Source organism: Micromonospora carbonacea (assembly GCF_014205165.1).
GTDB classification, from domain to species: domain Bacteria; phylum Actinomycetota; class Actinomycetes; order Mycobacteriales; family Micromonosporaceae; genus Micromonospora; species Micromonospora carbonacea.
On sequence record NZ_JACHMZ010000001.1, the window covers coordinates 550,369 to 568,416 of the forward strand.

The 18,048-nt window shown below is 74.6% G+C and carries 18 protein-coding genes and 2 pseudogenes; 13 read left to right on the plus strand and 7 right to left on the minus strand.

Annotated elements, in window-relative coordinates:
- Positions 1 to 9 precede the first annotated feature (9 nt).
- Positions 10 to 636, minus strand: a complete 627-nt coding sequence (locus HDA31_RS02545) for a PIN domain-containing protein (protein ID WP_178066422.1) — start codon at positions 634 to 636, stop codon at positions 10 to 12.
- A gap of 37 nt (positions 637 to 673) precedes the next feature.
- Entirely contained in the window at positions 674 to 1,132 is a 459-nt protein-coding gene (locus HDA31_RS02550; RefSeq protein ID WP_178066421.1) for an excisionase family DNA-binding protein, read from the minus strand.
- A gap of 176 nt (positions 1,133 to 1,308) precedes the next feature.
- On the opposite strand from HDA31_RS02550, the gene HDA31_RS02555 reads away from it, so the two are divergent.
- From HDA31_RS02555 to glmM, 6 genes are all read left to right on the plus strand, one after another.
- Complete coding sequence (locus tag HDA31_RS02555) at positions 1,309 to 1,566, plus strand: DUF6364 family protein (RefSeq protein ID WP_178066420.1); 258 nt, start codon at positions 1,309 to 1,311, stop codon at positions 1,564 to 1,566.
- Entirely contained in the window at positions 1,556 to 1,849 is a 294-nt protein-coding gene (locus tag HDA31_RS02560) for a type II toxin-antitoxin system PemK/MazF family toxin (RefSeq protein WP_043966519.1), read from the plus strand. Before HDA31_RS02555 ends, HDA31_RS02560 begins: the two co-directional genes overlap by 11 nt.
- A 180-nt stretch (positions 1,850 to 2,029) precedes the next feature.
- Entirely contained in the window at positions 2,030 to 3,397 is a 1,368-nt protein-coding gene (locus HDA31_RS02565; RefSeq protein WP_178066419.1) for an MFS transporter, read from the plus strand.
- A gap of 210 nt (positions 3,398 to 3,607) precedes the next feature.
- Positions 3,608 to 4,051, plus strand: coding sequence for a 50S ribosomal protein L13 (rplM, locus tag HDA31_RS02570; protein ID WP_043965607.1), 444 nt, complete (start codon positions 3,608 to 3,610; stop codon positions 4,049 to 4,051).
- Between the two features lie 20 nt (positions 4,052 to 4,071).
- Entirely contained in the window at positions 4,072 to 4,536 is a 465-nt protein-coding gene (gene rpsI / locus HDA31_RS02575; protein WP_043965609.1) for a 30S ribosomal protein S9, read from the plus strand.
- A 114-nt stretch (positions 4,537 to 4,650) separates the two neighbouring features.
- Positions 4,651 to 6,006, plus strand: a complete 1,356-nt coding sequence (gene glmM / locus HDA31_RS02580) for a phosphoglucosamine mutase (protein ID WP_178066418.1) — start codon at positions 4,651 to 4,653, stop codon at positions 6,004 to 6,006.
- Positions 6,007 to 6,012: 6 nt separating this feature from the next.
- Here the strand turns inward: glmM and HDA31_RS02585 are convergent, their stop codons facing one another.
- Entirely contained in the window at positions 6,013 to 7,200 is a 1,188-nt protein-coding gene (locus tag HDA31_RS02585; RefSeq protein ID WP_311774331.1) for a pyridoxal phosphate-dependent aminotransferase, read from the minus strand.
- Between the two features lie 250 nt (positions 7,201 to 7,450).
- On the opposite strand from HDA31_RS02585, the gene glmS reads away from it, so the two are divergent.
- On the plus strand, positions 7,451 to 9,364 hold the full coding sequence (glmS, locus tag HDA31_RS02590) for a glutamine--fructose-6-phosphate transaminase (isomerizing) (protein WP_074472558.1): 1,914 nt from the start codon (positions 7,451 to 7,453) through the stop codon (positions 9,362 to 9,364).
- A gap of 43 nt (positions 9,365 to 9,407) precedes the next feature.
- Here glmS and HDA31_RS31915 read toward each other — a convergent pair whose 3' ends face one another.
- The 4 genes and pseudogenes from HDA31_RS31915 to HDA31_RS02600 all read right to left on the minus strand — a co-directional run bounded on the left by HDA31_RS31915 (position 9,408) and on the right by HDA31_RS02600 (position 11,433).
- Positions 9,408 to 9,572, minus strand: a complete 165-nt coding sequence (locus HDA31_RS31915; protein WP_246384734.1) for a hypothetical protein — start codon at positions 9,570 to 9,572, stop codon at positions 9,408 to 9,410.
- A gap of 117 nt (positions 9,573 to 9,689) precedes the next feature.
- Positions 9,690 to 9,992: pseudogene (locus HDA31_RS32845) on the minus strand (alpha/beta hydrolase); the annotation flags it as partial.
- Positions 9,893 to 11,254, minus strand: a pseudogene (locus HDA31_RS32850) (alpha/beta hydrolase); the annotation flags it as partial. The pseudogenes HDA31_RS32850 and HDA31_RS32845, both read right to left, overlap by 100 nt.
- Positions 11,137 to 11,433, minus strand: a complete 297-nt coding sequence (locus HDA31_RS02600) for a hypothetical protein (RefSeq protein WP_074472559.1) — start codon at positions 11,431 to 11,433, stop codon at positions 11,137 to 11,139. The gene HDA31_RS02600 and the pseudogene HDA31_RS32850, both read right to left, overlap by 118 nt.
- Positions 11,434 to 11,764: 331 nt before the next feature.
- On the opposite strand from HDA31_RS02600, the gene HDA31_RS02605 reads away from it, so the two are divergent.
- From HDA31_RS02605 to HDA31_RS02630, 6 genes are all read left to right on the plus strand, one after another.
- Positions 11,765 to 13,234 carry an NAD(P)H-hydrate dehydratase gene (locus HDA31_RS02605; RefSeq protein ID WP_178066417.1) on the plus strand — a complete coding sequence of 490 codons (1,470 nt, stop codon included), beginning with the start codon at positions 11,765 to 11,767 and terminating at the stop codon, positions 13,232 to 13,234.
- A gap of 148 nt (positions 13,235 to 13,382) precedes the next feature.
- Positions 13,383 to 14,501, plus strand: a complete 1,119-nt coding sequence (gene alr / locus HDA31_RS02610) for an alanine racemase (protein ID WP_178066416.1) — start codon at positions 13,383 to 13,385, stop codon at positions 14,499 to 14,501.
- Positions 14,498 to 15,595 carry an alpha/beta fold hydrolase gene (locus HDA31_RS02615; protein ID WP_178066415.1) on the plus strand — a complete coding sequence of 366 codons (1,098 nt, stop codon included), beginning with the start codon at positions 14,498 to 14,500 and terminating at the stop codon, positions 15,593 to 15,595. The genes alr and HDA31_RS02615 overlap by 4 nt, the downstream gene beginning before the upstream one ends.
- Positions 15,592 to 16,098 carry a tRNA (adenosine(37)-N6)-threonylcarbamoyltransferase complex ATPase subunit type 1 TsaE gene (tsaE, locus tag HDA31_RS02620; RefSeq protein ID WP_376701354.1) on the plus strand — a complete coding sequence of 169 codons (507 nt, stop codon included), beginning with the start codon at positions 15,592 to 15,594 and terminating at the stop codon, positions 16,096 to 16,098. The genes HDA31_RS02615 and tsaE overlap by 4 nt, the downstream gene beginning before the upstream one ends.
- A gap of 120 nt (positions 16,099 to 16,218) precedes the next feature.
- Positions 16,219 to 16,920: a uracil-DNA glycosylase gene (locus HDA31_RS02625; protein ID WP_043965627.1), complete on the plus strand. Its 702-nt coding sequence runs from the start codon at positions 16,219 to 16,221 to the stop codon at positions 16,918 to 16,920.
- 186 nt (positions 16,921 to 17,106) lie between these two features.
- Positions 17,107 to 17,967 (plus strand): maleylpyruvate isomerase family mycothiol-dependent enzyme, encoded by an 861-nt coding sequence (locus HDA31_RS02630; RefSeq protein WP_083302421.1) that lies wholly within the window; start codon positions 17,107 to 17,109, stop codon positions 17,965 to 17,967.
- The last annotated feature ends 81 nt before the right edge of the window (positions 17,968 to 18,048 follow it).

Genomic DNA, 18,048 nt, shown 5'->3' on the forward strand with positions numbered 1-18,048 from the left:
CCGGACCTCCTACTCAGCGCCAGTCCGCCGACGTGAGGCGAGCCTTTCCGGTCGGCTCGGCAGGCGCTCCAGCCGCTCCGCGAAGCGGGCGGCACCGGCCTTGCGCAGGAAGGCGACCAGTTCCGCCTCGGTGTAGTCGTCGATGCCCCGCGTGCGCCGGTAGTAGTCGAGTTGCTTCGCCATGACCCGCCACACCGGGGCCATCGAGTCGCCCGCGACGTGGTCCAGGAACTCGTCTGCGGTGTGGACCTCAAGGCGGTCTCGCACGCACTCCGGGGGGAACGCCTCGCGTCCTTGTCGGTCGTTCGTCACCAGCACGTCGACGCCGCCGTGGATCGCGGCGGCGAGCACGTGACGGTCGTCGGGGTCGGGCGGGCAGGGCACCGAACCGGGGGAGTAGCCGGTGACCATGCCGTCGGGGAAAGCGGCGACGAACTTGCGTCGCTGCCCGCCGATCGCGTGCTCGGACAGTTCCGGGCGCTTGCGGCGCAGGCGGTACATCCACTCCGCCAGGACGTCTTCGCTGTAGCGGAGGTCGTAGGCGCTCTCCAACGCAAGGAGGCAGATCCAGTCGCGGAGCGTCCGTGAATACAGGACGTTGGCATCCAGGAACACCAGGGGGGAGCTGGGGATCACCGGGACACTTTACCGATCGTGACCGATCGAGCACGCACTACTCGTCGTTGAGTCCGAGCGCGTCCGACTCCAGCATCAGCGCCTCGTACGACCGGCGACGCTCCTCCAGTTGACGCTGCCTGAAGTCCAGGACGTCGCGCAGGAACACCCGGCGATGGCTGCCGACCCGGTGCGCCGGGATGGTGGCGTCGTCGAGCAGGCGGACGAGCGAGGGGCGGGACATGCCCAGGAGCTTCGCCGCCTCGGTGGTCGACAGTTCCCGGGAGATGGCGTTGACGGCCACGCCGTCGCCGCGGGCCAGCGTGGCGGCGATCTCGCGCAGCAGGTCGAACAGTTGCACGGGAACGGGCACCTCCTCGCCGTTGGCTGAGACGAGTCGCGTCGGGCCGTCGCCGAGGCGGCGGTGGTGACGCCTGAGGAAGTCGTCGATCTCGGCCACTCGTTGGCGCTCAGGGCCCTCGGCGGGCCGCACGGACATCGTGGCGGTGACGCTCATGGCCGTTCCCCCCTGCTTCTGCGTGAGTTGTTTGGAGGATCCGTACAACTCACCCTGGACTCCATATTCACTCGTGTCCGAAGCAACCGCAAGCCATTGCGAATATTGCGCCTGTCGCGACCGGGTTCCAAGCAGTGGGGATGACCGGGGGTCACACCGGGAGTAGGCTGAGGGGCATGACTGCCAAGGTGACGCTGTCGTTCTCCGACGAGACGATCGAGGAGGCGCGCCGGTTCGCCAAGCGCGAGGGGCTGTCGCTCTCCGCCTGGATGGACCAGGCCGCCCGGGAGAAGGCGCTGCGCGAGGTCTTCACCGCGCACGCCGACGCCGTCAACCGGGCCGGGCTCGACCTGGAAGCGGCCGCCGTCGCCGACGCCCGCGAGGTGGCGCTGGTCGACGACGTGCTCTTCCCCGGGCGGCCGCGTGCTGCGTAGGGGGGAGGTCTGGCGGATCTCCGGCGCCCGGGAGCGGCTCGGGCTCGTGATCAGCTCCGACGTCTACAACTCCACCGACGTGCCCATCGTGATGGTCGCCGAGGTGGTCGAGGCGGCGCTGCTGCGCGACTCGCCGCTGGCCGTGCCGATGGGCGGGCACGTGGTGATGCCCGACCGGCTCTCCTCGCCCATGAAGCAGTGGTTCACCGAGTGCGTGGACGTGGCCGACGCGGACACCATGCAGCGGGTCGCCCGCGCATTGCGTATCCTGCAACAACTCTGACCGCAGCCCGACCGGGATCTCACCATTGTCCCGACCCGTCCTGTGCGGCGGCTGTTGCGTCGGCGACTCCCGCGACGAATGTTCCGGTAATCCCGGCCTCCTAACTTGCTGGCGGAACCGCCCGTCGCCCGTCCCCATGGCGTCGGGCGACGTGGACGCCCGGCCGGGAGGAGACAGCGGATGACCAGCACGGTGGTCGAGACCGAACCCACAGGCGAGATCGACCTGCAACGCCGGCCGGGCCGGTGGATCGGGCACTGGGACCCCGAGGACCAGGGCTTCTGGCGGGGCGTCGGCAGGTCGATCGCCCGCCGGAACCTCGTCTACTCGATCTTCGCCGAGCACATCGGCTTCTCGGTCTGGCTGCTCTGGAGCATCGTCGTCGTCCGGCTCGACGACGTCGGCTGGCAGCTCAGCACCAGCCAGACGCTGTGGCTGACCGCCGTGCCCAGCGGCGTGGGCGCGCTGCTGCGGCTGCCGTACACCTTCGCCGTGCCGATCTTCGGCGGCCGGAACTGGACCATCGTCTCCGCGTTGCTGCTGGTGCTGCCCTGCCTCGGCCTGGCCTGGGCGGTCGAGAACCCGGAGATCGGGTACGTGCCGCTGCTGCTGGTCGCCGCCACCGCCGGCCTCGGCGGCGGCAACTTCGCCTCCAGCATGGCCAACATCTCCTTCTTCTACCCGGAGCGGGAGAAGGGCTGGGCGCTGGGCCTCAACGCCGCCGGCGGCAACATCGGCGTCGCGGTCGTGCAGTTCCTGGTGCCCCAGGTGATCGTGTTGGGCGGCGGGCTCGCGCTCTCCCGGGCCGGCCTGATGTACGTCCCGCTCGCCGTCGCGGCGGCCGTCTGCGCGTACCTGTTCATGGACAACCTGGCCGAGGCGAAGGCGGACGTGAAGCCGGTCTGGTCCGCGCTGCGGCACGCCGACACCTGGATCATGTCGCTGCTGTACATCGGCACCTTCGGCTCGTTCATCGGCTACTCGGCGGCGTTCCCGACCCTGCTCAACTCGGTGTTCGGCCGGCCCGACATCGCGTTGAGCTGGGCGTTCATCGGTGCCGGCATCGGCTCGTTCTTCCGCCCGCTGGGCGGGCGGCTGGCCGACCGCGTGGGCGGGGCGCGGGTCACCATCGGCAGCTTCGTGCTGATGGCCGTCGGGGCGTACGGCGCGCTCTGGTCCGTGCAGGAGCGCAGCCTGAGCGTCTTCTTCGCCGCGTTCATGCTGCTGTTCGTGGCGACCGGGATCGGCAACGGGTCGACGTACCGGATGATCTCCAAGATCTTCCGGGTCAAGGGGGAGGATCTGGGCGGCTCCCCGGAGACCATGCTGGCCATGCGGCGGCAGGCGGCCGGGGCGCTGGGCATCATCTCCTCCGTCGGGGCGTTCGGCGGCTTCCTCGTGCCGATCTGCTACGCCTGGGCCAAGTCCACCTACGGCGGCATCCAGCCGGCGCTGCGCTTCTACGTCGGCTTCTTCCTCCTGCTGCTGGTGGTCACCTGGGTCGCGTACGTGCGGCCCGGCTCCCGGATGGCCCGCGCCGGGGTGTGACCCTGGTCATGATCGAAACGGGGGGCCGCGCCGGGCGGCCCCCCGTTTTGACCTGCCGACCCGGCCCCGGGTATCGTTGCCTGCTGTTGTACGACATTTAGAGGCGTGCCGCATCAGGTACGCTTGGTCGTTCGTGCGCGCTGGTCCGGCCGGGTTGTCCTGGTCACCTCGGCGCGCGACCCCAGACCGACGACGAGACAAGGTAGACCTGTGCGTACGTACAGCCCGAAGCCGGGTGAGATCGAGCGTCAGTGGCACGTCATCGACGCCTCTGATGTCGTGCTGGGCCGCCTCGCGACCCACGCCGCCACGCTGCTGCGTGGCAAGCACAAGCCGACTTTCGCGCCGCACGTCGACACGGGCGACTTCGTCGTCGTCGTGAACGCGGGCAAGGTTGCGCTGACCGGCAACAAGCGCCAGCAGAAGGTCGCCTACCGCCACTCCGGTTACCCGGGCGGCCTCAAGCAGGTCGGCTACGAGGAGCTGCTCAGCAAGCGCCCCGAGCGGGCCATCGAGCTGGCCGTGAAGGGGATGCTCCCGCACAACAAGCTCGGCCGTCAGCTCATCAAGAAGCTGAAGGTCTACGCCGGTGCCGAGCACCCGCACGGCGCGCAGCAGCCGACGCCGTTCGAGATCAAGCAGATCGCGCAGTGAGCGCGGGCGAAGGAAACAGCATGACCGACATCACCGAGACCGAGGTTGCCCCCGAGGCCACCGAGGCGCCGGCGCCCGTCGTCCGCGCCCCCCGCGGCGACCGCCCGATCCAGACCGTGGGCCGCCGCAAGGAGGCCATCGTCCGGGTGCGCATCGTCCCCGGCAGCGGCAAGATCACCTGCAACGGCCGCGACCTCGAGGCCTACTTCCCGAGCAAGGTGCACCAGCAGCTCATCAAGGACCCGCTGGTGACCGCCGAGAAGCCCGAGGCGTTCGACGTCATCGCCAACCTGCGCGGCGGCGGCACCACCGGCCAGGCCGGTGCGCTGCGGCTCGCGATCGCGCGGGCGCTGATCGTCAGCGAGCCCGACGACCGCCCGGCCCTGAAGAAGGCCGGCTTCCTGACCCGTGACGCCCGGGTCAAGGAGAGCAAGAAGTACGGCCTCAAGAAGGCCCGTAAGGCTCCCCAGTACTCGAAGCGCTGATCAACAGCTTCACGTTGTACTTCTGACGAACGGCCGGGTCCACCTCTCCTCGACGGGGGGTGGCCCGGCCGTTTCGCTTTCGCTGTTGCACCATTTCATCGGAGGTTGGCGGGTATGGGCCGGTTGTTCGGCACGGACGGCGTACGCGGACGCGCGAACGCGGATCTCACCCCGGAGCTCGCGCTCGCGGTGGCGGTGGCCGCCGCCCACACACTGGCCGAGACGGACCGCAGCCATCCGCCGCTGGCCGTGGTCGGCCGGGACACCCGGGCCAGCGGCGAGATGCTGGAGGCCGCCGTGGTCGCCGGCCTCACCAGCGCGGGCGCCAACGTCGTGCGCGTCGGCGTGCTGCCCACCCCCGCCGTGGCGTTCCTCACCGCCGAGGCCAAGGCCGACCTGGGCGTGATGCTCTCCGCCTCGCACAACCCCATGCCCGACAACGGCATCAAGCTCTTCGCGGTCGGCGGCCACAAGCTGCCCGACGAGATCGAGGCCCGGATCGAGGCGGCCGTCGAGGCGAACGCCGTCACCGCGTGGGACCGGCCGACCGGCGCCGGGGTGGGGCGGGTGCACGACCTGCTCGACGGCGCCGACCACTACGTGCAGCACCTCGTCGGCACCGTGCCGCACCGCCTCGACGGGATCAAGGTCGTGGTCGACTGCGCCAACGGCGCGGCGGCCGAGGTCGCGCCGGTGGCGTACCGGGAGGCGGGGGCCGAGGTCGTCGCCATCCACGCCGAGCCGGACGGCCTCAACATCAACGACGACTGCGGCTCCAACCACATCGACGCGCTGCGCGAGGCCGTCGTCGCGCACGGGGCGCACCTCGGCATCGCCCACGACGGCGACGCCGACCGGTGCGTGGCGGTCACCGCCGACGGGGTCGAGGTCGACGGCGACCAGGTGATGGCGATCCTCGCCGTGGCCATGCGGGAGTCCGGCGCGCTCACCGACGACACGCTCGTCGCCACCGTGATGAGCAACCTCGGCCTGCGGCTGGCCATGTCCGCGCAGGGCATCCGGCTGATCGAGACGAAGGTCGGCGACCGGTACGTCCTGGAGGAGCTGCGCGGCTCCGGCCTCGCCCTCGGCGGCGAGCAGAGCGGGCACATCGTCATGCCGGCCTACGCGACCACCGGCGACGGGGTGCTCACCGGGCTGCACCTGATGGCCCGGATGGCCGCCACCGGCCGCACCCTCGCCGACCTGGCCGCCGTGGTGACCAAGCTGCCCCAGGTGCTGATCAACGTGCCGGTCGGGGACCGCTCGGTGGGCGCCGCCGCGCCGGCCGTGCGGGCCGAGGTCGAGCGGGCCGAGGCGGAACTGGGCGAGACCGGCCGGGTGCTGCTGCGCCCCTCGGGCACCGAGCCCCTCGTCCGGGTGATGGTCGAGGCGGCCACCGAAAGCGTCGCCCGCGAGGTCGCCGAGCGCATCGCCGAGCAGGTCCGCGCCGCCAGCCCCACGGTGTAAGGGCGGTCAGGCCAGGCTGCGCAGCCGGGTGACCGCCTCGGCGAGCACCTCCGGTCGCTTGCAGAACGCGAACCGGACCAGCCGCCGCCCGGCCTCGACGTCGTCGTAGAACACCTGGGTGGGCACGGCCACCACCCCGCACCGCGCCGGCAGCGACCGGCAGAACTCGACCCCGTCCCGCCCGCCGAGCGGGCCGATGTCGACCGTGACGAAGTATGTCCCCTCGGGCGTGAGGACGCCGAAGCCCGCGTCGGTCAGCCCGGCGACCAACTGGTCCCGGCGGGCCTGCATCCCGGCCGAGAACTCCGCGAAGTAGGCGTCCGGCAGGGCCAGGGCCACCGCCACCGCCGGCTGCAACGGCGCGCCGTTGACGTAGGTGAGGAACTGCTTGACCCGCAGCGCCGCCGAGACCAGCGACGCCGGCCCGCTGACCCAGCCCACCTTCCACCCCGTGCAGGAGAACGTCTTGCCGGCCGACGAGATCCGCAGGGTGCGCTCGCGCATGCCGGGCAGGGTGGCCAGCGGCACGTGCGGGGTGGCGGCGTCGGCGAAGACCAGGTGCTCGTACACCTCGTCGGTCACCGCGTACGCGTCGTGCTCGCGGCACAGCTCGGCGACCAGGGTCAACTCCTCGCGGGTGAAGACCTTGCCCGTCGGGTTGTGCGGGGAGTTCAGCAGGACCAGCCGCGTACGCGGCCCGAACGCGGCGCGCAGCGCCGCCGGGTCGAAGGCGTACCGGCCGTCGGCCTCGGGCCGCAGGGTGACCGGCCGCCGCACCGCGCCGGCGAGGGCGATCGACGCGGCGTACGAGTCGTAGTACGGCTCGAAGCAGACCACCTCGTCGCCCGGCTCGCAGAGGGCGAGGATGCTCGCGGCGATCGCCTCGGTGGCCCCGGCGGTGATCACGACCTCGTCGTCCGGGTCGTACTCCAGGCCCCAGAACCGGTGCTGGTGGGCGGCGACGGCGGCCCGCAGCGCGGGGATGCCCGGACCGGGCGGGTACTGGTTCTGGCCGCCGCGCAGCGCCTCGGCGGCGGCGGCGAGCATCTCGGGCGGCCCGTCCGTGTCGGGGAAGCCCTGCCCCAGGTTGACCGCGCCGGTCCGCACGGCGAGGGCGGACATCTCGGCGAAGATGGTCGTCCCGAACGGCCGCATCCGGGCCACCAGCGGGTCGACATCGGCGGGCGTCGTCACCCGCGTCAGCCTACGGGCTCGCCCCGACCACGCCCACCCTCGGCCGGATGGCCGGTCGTGGTCGGTCGGCCCGCCGCCGGGGGTACGGCCGGGTGGCCGCCCGGCGGGCGCGCGTCGGCGCGGCGCCCCGGGTGCGGGCCGGGAGATTTGTTCCCCAGAGCGGCCCACCCCCCAATTCGCTCAAGCTCGATGCTTGTTTACCCGGCTTCTGCGCACGCGTGGTGAGCGAAACTGGGTTAGGCTGCGGACCATGTGTGGAATCGTGGGTTACGCCGGCGCGCGCCCGGCGCTCGGCATCGTGCTCGACGGCTTGCGTCGCCTGGAGTACCGGGGCTACGACTCGGCCGGGGTGGCCGTCGTGTGCGCCGACGAGCTGCTGGTCGAGAAGAAGGCGGGCAAGCTGGCCAACCTGGAGAAGGTGCTGGCCGAGCGGGCCGCCACCGACCCGGGTGCCTGCGCCGCCAGCCCGATCGGCATCGGCGACGGCACCACCGGCATCGGGCACACCCGCTGGGCCACCCACGGCGGCCCCACCGACCGCAACGCCCACCCGCACCTCGCCCCGGACGGGCGGGTCGCCGTGATCCACAACGGCATCATCGAGAACTTCGCGAAGCTCCGCGCCGAGCTGGAGGACGACGGCGTCCAGTTCAGCAGCGACACCGACACCGAGTGCGCCGCCCACCTGCTCTCCGCCGCGCTGGCCGACCTGCGCGCCGCCGGTGAGCCCGACGGCCCGCCCCTGCTCGCCGCCGCGATGCGGGCGGTCTGCCAGCGCCTCGAAGGCGCGTTCACACTGCTCGCCGTCGACGCGGCGGTGCCCGGCGCGGTGGTCGGCGCCCGCCGCAACTCGCCGCTGGTGGTGGGCCGGGGCGACGGGGAGAACTACCTCGCCAGCGACGTCGCGGCGTTCATCGAGCACACCCGCGAGGCGGTCGAGCTGGGCCAGGACCAGATCGTCCTGATCACCGCCGACTCGATCGAGATCACCGACTTCGCCGGCCTGCCGGCCACCGGCAAGGACTTCCACATCGACTGGGACTCCTCGGCCGCCGAGAAGGGCGGCTACGACTGGTTCATGCTCAAGGAGATCGAGGAGCAGCCGCAGGCCGTCGCCGACACCCTGCTCGGCCGGCTCACCGACAGCGGCGAGATCATGCTCGACGAGGTCCGCCTCAGCGACCAGGACCTGCGCGACGTCGACAAGATCTTCATCGTGGCGTGCGGCACCGCGTACCACTCGGGGCTGGTCGCGAAGTATGCCATCGAGCACTGGACCCGGATCCCGTGCGAGGTGGAGCTGGCCAGCGAGTTCCGCTACCGCGACCCCGTCCTCGACCGGTCCACGCTGATCATCGTGATCTCCCAGTCCGGCGAGACCATGGACACGCTGATGGCGCTGCGGCACGCCAAGGAGCAGAAGGCCCGGGTGCTCGCCATCTGCAACACCAACGGCTCGACCATCCCGCGCGAGTCCGACGCCGTGCTCTACACCCACGGCGGGCCCGAGATCGCCGTCGCCTCCACGAAGGCGTTCCTCACCCAGCTCGTCGCCTGCTATCTCATCGGCCTGCACCTCGCCCAGGTGCGCGGGATCAAGTTCGCCGACGAGGTGGCCGCCGTCGTGGACCAGCTCCACCAGATGCCCGGCAAGCTGCGCGAGCTGCTGGACCGGATCGAGCCGGTGCGGGAGCTGGCCCGGGAGATCAGGTCCGAGCCGACCGTGCTCTTCATCGGCCGGCACGTCGGCTACCCGGTCGCCCTGGAGGGCGCGCTCAAGCTCAAGGAGCTGGCGTACATGCACGCCGAGGGCTTCGCCGCCGGCGAGCTCAAGCACGGCCCGATCGCGCTCATCGACCAGGGCACCCCGGTGATCTGCATCGTGCCGTCGCCCGTCGGCCGGGGCATGTTGCACGACAAGGTCGTCTCCAACATCCAGGAGGTGCGCGCCCGGGGGGCCCGCACCATCGTGATCGCCGAGGAGGGCGACGAGGCGGTCGTCCGCTACGCCGACCACCTGATCCGGGTGCCGCGTACGCCGACGCTGCTCGCGCCCCTGGTGACCACCGTGCCGTTGCAGGTGCTCGCGGCGGAGATCGCGGCGGCCCGGGGGCACGACGTCGACCAGCCCCGCAACCTGGCCAAGTCCGTCACCGTGGAGTAGCCGCCCGCGGGCCGGCGGCTCGGCTGCCTGCGGGAGGGGCCGGTCACCGGCCCAGGACGATCCGGGCCATGCCGTCCAGGGCCGGGTTCGCCGGGTCCCAGTAGCCGGTGTGGCCGTGCCGGCCGCTGGGGAAGGTGCGCCCGCCGAAGCCCGGGTCGGCCGGGTCGTGGCCGAACCACAGCGCGTGGTCGTCCCGGCCGGTCAGCACGGCGGCCAGCGGGCTGAGCCCGCGCAGGACGCGGCGGGGCAGCTCGTCGGGGGCCGGGGCCAGCCGGATCCCGTCGTCGGGCGCCGTGCTCGCCCAGACCTCCCCGGCGGGCAGCCCCAGCCCGTCGGCCCGGTCGACGCCGACGCCGGGCGAGCCGACGAAGACCAGCGCGTCGGCGGCGAGCCCGTGGTCGCGGGCGGCGGTGCCCACGACCAGCGAACCGTAGCTGTGCCCGAGCACCGTCTGCGCCGGGCCGGCGGGCCGTCGTGGGTCGCCCGCAGCCCCTCCTGGAACCGGTGCAGCGCCGGGCCGGCGTCCCGGGCCTGGTGGGGCAGCACGGCCTCGTGCAGGAAGTCCGGCGCGTCGTAGTCCAGCCAGAGCACCGCCGCGGTGGACGCCGTCGGGTCCAGCGCCGCGCACCGGGCCTGCACCCGGGCGGCGCGGCCCAGCTCGCCGGTGGCGTCGGCGAGGCCGGCGGTCATCCCCGGCACGTAGGTCAGCACCCGGTCGGCCCGGTCCGGGTCGCCCAGCGCCACGACCGTCCGCCCCTCGCCGCCCGGGTCCAGCCCCAGCAGGTACGCCCGGGGCTGCCCGCCGCCGGTCAACCGGGCCGCCAGCGCGTCCAGCCCCGTCAGGGCACCCTCCACCCGGGCCAGCCCGGCCAGCTCCACCGGCCCGCGCGGCAGCCGGTCGAGCAGCCGGCGTCGCTCGGCCAGCAGCACCTCCCGCCGCCGGTCGACCAGCAGCCGGTTCGCCTGGTCCCGGGCCGCCACGGGCACCCCGTCGAGCCGGCCGACGAGCTCGGGCTCCCGGGAAACCAGCCAGCGGCGTTGCGCGGGCGTGAGCCCGGCCCACCAGGACCGGACGGTCGCCGGGCTGGCGCCCGGCGGCGGACGCCAGGGCGGGGGCGGGGCCACCCAGCCCGCGCCGGCCGCCCGGGTCAGCTCGGCGAGCCGGCCGGCGGCCTCTCGGTCGGCCGCGTCGGCCAGCTCCAGGGCCGCTGCCACGGCGGCGGCGACCCGGGCCACGGCGGCCGGCTGGCCCGGCCGCGCCCGCGCCGGGTCGGCGCTCGCCCGGCCCCGCCGGTCCAGCCGCACCCCGCCGGCGTCGGCCAGGGCGACCGCCTCGGTCAGCCGGGCCTTGGCCCGCTGGAGCCGCCCGGCCAGCTCGGCGAGCACCTGGTCGGTCTCGATCGCCGCCGGCGCGAGGGCCGCCAGCTCGGACCGGAGCGCGCCGATCCGCCCGCCCGCCGCCCCGGCCGCAGCGCCGGCCCAGCCGCCCCGCAGCGCGCGGGCCGCCGCGTCCAGCTCGGCGGCCCGCCGGCCGACCAGCCCGGTCAGCCCCCGCCAGGCCGCGCCGGCCGCCGCCCACCGGGCCGGGTCGGCCGCCCACAGCCGGGCATAGGCGTCGCCCCCGGCGGCGGCGGGGGACGCCCGCCCGCCGGGGCCGCCGGCCGGGTCGACGCCGCCGGCCCGGCCCGCCCTGCCGGCGGCTGCCCCGGCCGGGCCGCCCGCCCCGCCGGCCGCCGGGCTCCCACCGCCCGCGCCCCGGCGCGCCGCAGGGCTCACCGGGGGAGCACCCTGAGCCGGTGGGCGGCCCGCTCGTCGGCCGCCTGGTAGCCCTCGGCGGCACCGGTGAGCGCGCCCTGGGCGGCGGCGACCCGCGCGCCGAGCGCCCCACACCAGGCGTGCGCGGCCGACTCCAGGCCGCCCAGGGCGTCGGCCGACCGCCAGCCGGGGGCCGGCACCGCCAGCCCGGGCACGCCGGACAGCCCGTGCCCGAGCCGGTACGCGAGGTCGCCCAGCGCCCCGGCGACCTCCCGCAGCAGCTCCGGGCGGACGGTGAACGGCTCCTCGGTCATCGGTGGGCTCCTCCGGCTCGGTGCCCCGTCACGACATGACGGGCGGCGGGGCCGGCCCGGTGGGCCGGCGACACCGCCGTCGACGGGTGGACAGCGACGCCGTCGACGCTAGGCAGCCGCCCCGCCGACCGGAACGCCCTGTGGACAACGGGCGGCGGTCGTACCCCCGGGTTGTCCACAGGCGTTGCCCACAGTCGACCCGACGGGTAACCTGCGGCCGCCTCCGCCGGTAGGGTGAGGTCATGATCCTCGACGGTCCGGGGCGGCCCCGGCAGGCGGGCCGCGACGGCGTCGGCGCCCCCGGCGCGGACGCCGGACGGGGCGCGGCGGCATGAAACCGGTGTGGCGGGTCGCGGACGTGCGGGCGGCGGAGGCCGGGCTGATGGCCACCCTCCCCGCCGGCACGCTGATGCACCGGGCGGCGGCCGGGCTGGCGCGCCGCTGCGCGCTGCTGCTCGCCGACCGGGGCGGGGTCTACGGAGCCCGGGTGCTGCTGCTGGTCGGCACGGGCGACAACGGCGGCGACGCCCTCTACGCGGGGGAGCGGCTGGCCCGCCGGGGCGCCTCCGTGTCGGCCCTGCTGCTCACCCCGGGCCGGGCGCACGCGCCGGGGCTGGCCGCGCTGCGCGCCGCCGGGGGCCGCCTGGTGGACCGGCCGCCCGCCGTGGTCGACCTGGTGCTGGACGGGATCGTCGGGATCGGCGGCACCGGCGGGCTGCGCGAGGCGGCCGACCGGCTGGCCGGCGAGCTGCCCGGCCTGCGTGGCCGCGACGGCGGGCGGGCGGTCGTGGTCGCCGTCGACGTGCCCAGCGGGGTCGCCGTGGACACCGGCCACGTGCCGCCGGCCGCCTCCGGCCGGTCGACCGCGATCCGGGCCGACGTGACGGTGGCGTTCGGCGCGCTGAAGCCGGCCCTGGTGGTGGGCCCGGCGGCGGCGCTGGCCGGGCAGGTCGAGCTGGTCGACATCGGCCTGGGGCCGTGGCTGCGCGGCACGCCCGCGCTGCGGGTCACCGAGCGGTCCGACGTGGCCGACTGGTGGCCGGAGCCGGGCCCGGCCGCGGAGAAGTACACCCGGGGCGTGGTGGGCCTGGCGACGGGCTCGGCGGCGTACCCGGGCGCGGCCGTGCTCTCCGTCGGCGGCGCGCTCGCCGGCCCGACGGGCCTGGTCCGGTACGCCGGCAGCGCCCGCGCCGACGTGCTGCTGCACCACCCCTCCGTGATCGCGAGCGGCCGGGTCGCCGACGCCGGCCGGGTCCAGGCGTGGGTCTGCGGCTCGGGGCTGGGCACCGGCGAGGAGGCCGCCGCCGAGCTGCGGGCGGTGCTCGCCGCCCCGGTGCCGGTGGTGCTCGACGCCGACGCGTTGACGCTGCTCGTGGACGGGTCGATGGCGGACCGGCTGCGCCAGCGGGACGCGCCGATCGTGGTCACCCCGCACGACCGGGAGTTCGCCCGGCTCTGCGGGGAGGAACCGGGCGCGGACCGGGCCGCCGCCGCGCTGCGGCTGGCCGCCTGGATGAACGCGGTGGTCCTGCTCAAGGGGGACCGCACGGTCGTCGCCACCCCCGACGGCCGGGCGTACGTCAACCCGACCGGCACCCCCGCGCTGGCCACCGGGGGCACCGGCGACGTGCTCGCCGGGCTGCTCGGCTCGCTGCTCGCCGCCGGGCTGGCCCCGGAGCGGGCGGCCGCCGCGGCGGCGTACCTGCACGGGCTGGCCGGGCGGGAGGCGGCCCGGTCGGGCCCGGTGACCGCGCCCGAGGTGGCCGCCGCGCTCCGCCCGGTGGTGGCCGCGCTCGCCTGACGGGCGGCCGGCGCGGGCCGACCGGCGCCATGCCGGCGCGGGCCGATCGACGCCATGCCGGCGACATGGCGGGGTCGTTCGCCCCCGGATGCCGCCACCTGCCTGACATCGAGAAGCCCGCGGCGGCCCGGTCAGTAGGCTGAGGGGCATGTGGCAGTCCGAGGTGCGGGTCGATCTTGACGCGATCCGGGAGAACGTGACGCGGCTGCGCGCCGGCACCGGCGCCGAGCTGATGGCGGTGGTCAAGGCCGACGGCTACGGCCACGGCATGATCCCGTCGGCCCGCGCCGCGCTCGACGCCGGCGCGGACTGGCTCGGCGTCTGCACCCTCGACGAGGCGCTGACGCTGCGCCGGGCCGGCATCGACGCGCCCGTGCTGGCCTGGCTGCTCGCCCCCGGCCTGCCGCTGCACGAGGGCGTCGCGGCCGGGGTGGACCTGGCCGCCGCGAGCCTCACCCAGCTCGACGAGATGGTCGAGGCGGGCCGGCTCGCCGAGCGCCCGGCCCGCCTGCACCTGAAGGTCGACACGGGGCTGGCCCGGGGCGGGGCCACCGTCGCCGACTGGCCGGCGCTGCTGGAGGCCGCCGCGAAGGCCCAGGCCGACGGCCTGGTCGAGGTGGTCGGCGTGTGGAGCCACTTCGTCTACGCGGACCTGCCCGGCCACCCGACGACCGACCGCCAGCTCGCGGTCTTCCACGAGGCGCTGGACATGGTCGAGCGGGCGGGGCTGCGCCCGCGCTACCGGCACCTCGCCAACTCCGCGGCCACCCTGACCCGCCCCGACACCCACTTCGACCTGGTCCGGCCGGGGATCGCGACGTACGGGCTCTCCCCGGTGGCCGGCGAGCGGTTCGGGCTGCGCCCGGCGATGACCGCCCGGGCCCGGGTCATGCTCACCAAGCGGGTGCCCGCCGGCAGCGGAGTGTCCTACGGGCACACCTACCTCACCGACGCCGACGCCAACCTGGCCGTGGTGCCGCTCGGCTACGCCGACGGGGTGCCCCGGCACGCCTCCAACACCGGCCCGGTGCAGCTCGCCGGCCGGCGGCGGACCGTCTCGGGCCGGGTCTGCATGGACCAGTTCGTCGTCGACTGCGGCGACGACCCGGTGGCCGCCGGCGACGTGGCGACCCTGTTCGGCCCCGGGGCCGACGGCGAGCCCACGGCCGACGACTGGGCCGAGGCGGTCGGCACGATCAACTACGAGATCGTCACCCGGTTCGGCGGGGTGCGGGTGCCCCGCGTCTACGACGGCGAGCGGCCGTGAGCGAGCGCAGGGGCTTCCGGATCCCCCGGCCGCGCACCGCCGCCGGCCGGGTGGCCGGGGTCGTCGGGGCGGCCGTCGGGGTGGCCGCCGCCGGGCTCGCGGCGGGCGTGGTGAGCGAGCGTGTCCTGGTCCGCCGGCTCAAGGCGGACCCGGCCGACCCGCACGCCGACGAGGTCTTCGGCCAGCAGCGTTACGACGAGGCGTTCCGGCTGGAGCTGCCCGACGGCACCGACATCCACGTCGAGGTGGTGGAGCCGACCCGCCCCGTCCCCGGGCACCCGACCGTGGTGCTGGTGCACGGCTTCTGTCTGGACATGGGCACCTTCCACTTCCAGCGCAAGATGCTCGCCGAGCGGGGCGAGCACCGCATCGTCGCGTACGACCAGCCGGGGCACGGCCGGTCGGGGCGGCTGGAGACCGGCGAATACGATCTCGCCGCGCTCGGCCGCACGCTGCGCCGGGTCATCGACCGGACCGCCCCGGAGGGCCCGCTCGTGCTCGTCGGTCACTCGATGGGCGGCATGACCATCATGGCGTTCGCCGAGCTCTACCCGGAGCTGTTCGGCGACCGGGTGGTCGGCACGGTGCTGATGGCCACCTCGGGCGGGCTGCTGGCCGAGACGAAGCTCGTCGCCCCGGCCCTGCTCGGCCGGGTCGGCGCGCCGGTGCTCTACATGATGAGCAACGCCACCCGCTACGGCGGGCCGGCGATCGACGCCGCGCGCAAGTCGACGTCCAACGTGGCCTGGCTGCTCACCCGCAAGTACGGCTTCGGCACCCCGAAGCCCAGCCCGGCCCTGGTGTCGTACGTCGAGCTGATGAACTCCCGCACCTCGGCCGACACGGTCACCCGCTACCTGCGCACGCTGGCCACCCACTCCCGCTATCCGGCGCTGGCCGCGTTGGCCGGCACCCCGGTGCTGGTGGTGGTCGGCGACAAGGACATGATCACCCCCGTGACCCACTCGGAGGAGATCGTCCGGCGGCTGCCGCACGCCGAATACCTCAAGATCCATGACAGCGGGCACGTGGTGATGCTGGAGCACGCCGACGAGGTCAACGGGGCCCTGACCCGCTTCCTGGAGGGGCTGTGAGCCGGGCCGACGCGGCCGGTGCCGCTGTGCGCGCGGCGCTGCCGACGGTGGCGGACACCCACGCGTTCGGCCGCCGGCTCGCCGGGGTGCTGCGCGCCGGCGACCTGCTGCTGCTCACCGGCCCGCTGGGGGCCGGCAAGACGGCGCTGACCCAGGGCATCGGCGCGGGCCTCGGCGTGCTGGGCGACATCACCTCGCCGACCTTCGTGATCGCCCGCGTGCACCGGCCCGATCCGGTACGGGGCCGGGGCGTGGCGCTGGTGCACGCCGACGCGTACCGGCTGGGGGACGCCGCCGACCCGCGCGCCGAGATCGACGACCTCGACCTGGACGCCTCGGTCGACGACTCGGTCACCGTCGTCGAGTGGGGCGAGGGGCTGGTCGAGCAACTGGTCGACGCCCACCTGCGGGTCCGCATCGACCGGCGCGACGACGACACCCGGCTGGTCGAGCTGGCGCCGGCCGGCGGCGACTGGGCCGCCAGGCTGTCCGCTCTCGCCTGACGCGGCACGGGAGCATCCGGTCGCCACCGGCCCGAGGCTTCCGCCCCACCGCCGGACCGTCCCGCGCGGGTGTCGGACCGGGCTGGTAGGAAGGGGGCGACCGACTGCGAAAGGTTGCCGATGCCCCACGACGCCCCCACCCTCGACCTGCTCTCCCTGCTGCCCGAGGAGTGGCGCGCCCTGCTCACCCCGCACCTCGACCCGGCCCGCACGGCCGCGCTGGCCGAGTTCGTCGCCGGGGAATACGCCACCCAGACCGTCTTCCCGCCGGTCGAGGACCTGTTCTCCGCGTACCGGCTGTGTGGGCCGGGCCAGACCCGGGTGCTGATCCTCGGGCAGGACCCGTACCACAAGGCGGGGCAGGCGCACGGGCTGAGCTTCAGCGTCCGCGAGGGGGTGTCCGTCCCGCCGTCGCTGCGCAACGTCTTCAAGGAGTTGACCGAGGACCTGGGGGTGGCGAAGCCGCGCAGCGGCAACCTCGACGGCTGGGCCGCCCAGGGGGTGCTGCTGCTCAACTCGGTGCTGACCGTCCGGCAGGCCACCCCCGGCTCGCACGCCAACAAGGGGTGGGAGGAGTTCACCGACGCGACGATCCGCGCCCTCGACGCCCTCGACCAGCGGGTCGTCTTCCTGCTCTGGGGCGGATACGCCCGCAAGAAGGCGGCCCTGGTCACCAACCCGCAGCACGTGGTGCTGGAGGCCGGTCACCCGAGCCCGATGAACCCGCGCGGGTTCCTCGGCAGCCGCCCGTTCAGCGCGACGAACAAGGCCCTCGCCGACGCGGGCCTGCCGACCATCGACTGGGAGCGTTCGGCCGGCTGACCGGATCCACCACTTACCCGCCCGGATCGCCCGCCCGCGCCGACCACCCGCCCGAGCAGCACGCCCCGTCCGAGCGGGTTTCGTCGCCCGGTCACACCGCACTTTCGGAGTGACCGGGCGATCACCGTCTCATTTAGACTGTCGGCATCCCGCTATCCCGGCGGCTCCACGGATCGGAGGCGGCACGTGGCGGCTACGGCGACGGTCAACCCGCAGCAGTGGCGCGCGGCCCGGGAGGCGTTGGCGGCGGCCACCGACCGGTTCGCCCGGCTCGTCGAGTCGGTCGACCGGCCGCAGACCATGGTGACCGCGCACTGGTCGGTCGCCGACACCGTCGTCCACCTGGTCTCGGTCGCCTGGTGGTATGCGACGAAGCTCGACCCGCAGCACCCGCCGCTGCCGATCCCCGGCCTCGACGCCCGGCTGCCGACGGTCACCGTGGACACCATCGAGGGCGTCAACGACCTGGTCCTGGCGCACCTGACGGAGCGGGATCCCGCGCCGCTGCTGGCGCAGTTCCGCGCCGACGTGGCGAAGATCCTCTCGATCGCCGCCGACCGTGACCCCGACGAGCTGCTGCCCTGGTTCGGAGATGCCCGCGCACCGCTCGCCGGTCTCTTCGGCCACCTCGTCAACGAGCTGCTGGTGCACGGGTGGGACATCGCCCGCGCCACCGGTCGGCCCTGGGAGATGCCCGGCCGCGAGGCCGTGCTGTTCTTCGAGGTGTTCCTCGTCGGGGTGGTCCGCGCCGGTTACGGGCGGCTGCTCGACAACGACGAGCCGCCCCGGGAACGCCCGATCACCGTCGAGTTCCGGTCGGCGTACTGCGCCGACGTCACCCTCGTCCTGCACCGGGGGCTGGTGTCGATCGCCGCGCCCGGGGCCCGGCCGGACGTGCGGGTGCGGTTCGACCCGGCGGCGCTCAACCTGATGCTGTTCGGCCGGGTGGGCCGCGTCCGCACCGCCCTCACCGGTGGCGTCTCCATCCGGGGCCGCCGCCCCTGGCTGCTGTTCCCCTTCCTGCGGGTCCTGCGCACCCCGAGCTGACCCCGTCACCCGCTCGGCGACCAAGAGGTCTGCGTCGTCGTGGAGATCGACTCTGCCGCTTTCACCGAAGAAACGGGCGAG

Excerpts from the sequence above, each read along its gene's own strand:
- glmM (WP_178066418.1), top strand. The coding sequence starts at position 4,651 with ATGGGCCGGTTGTTCGGCACGGACGGCGTACGCGGACGCGCGAACGCG.
- glmS (WP_074472558.1), top strand. The coding sequence starts at position 7,451 with ATGTGTGGAATCGTGGGTTACGCCGGCGCGCGCCCGGCGCTCGGCATC.
- rpsI (WP_043965609.1), top strand. The coding sequence starts at position 4,072 with ATGACCGACATCACCGAGACCGAGGTTGCCCCCGAGGCCACCGAGGCG.
- HDA31_RS02605 (WP_178066417.1), top strand. The coding sequence starts at position 11,765 with ATGAAACCGGTGTGGCGGGTCGCGGACGTGCGGGCGGCGGAGGCCGGG.
- HDA31_RS02600 (WP_074472559.1), bottom strand. The coding sequence starts at position 11,433 with ATGACCGAGGAGCCGTTCACCGTCCGCCCGGAGCTGCTGCGGGAGGTC.
- HDA31_RS02565 (WP_178066419.1), top strand. The coding sequence starts at position 2,030 with ATGACCAGCACGGTGGTCGAGACCGAACCCACAGGCGAGATCGACCTG.
- alr (WP_178066416.1), top strand. The coding sequence starts at position 13,383 with ATGTGGCAGTCCGAGGTGCGGGTCGATCTTGACGCGATCCGGGAGAAC.
- HDA31_RS02555 (WP_178066420.1), top strand. The coding sequence starts at position 1,309 with ATGACTGCCAAGGTGACGCTGTCGTTCTCCGACGAGACGATCGAGGAG.
- HDA31_RS02550 (WP_178066421.1), bottom strand. The coding sequence starts at position 1,132 with ATGAGCGTCACCGCCACGATGTCCGTGCGGCCCGCCGAGGGCCCTGAG.
- HDA31_RS02625 (WP_043965627.1), top strand. The coding sequence starts at position 16,219 with ATGCCCCACGACGCCCCCACCCTCGACCTGCTCTCCCTGCTGCCCGAG.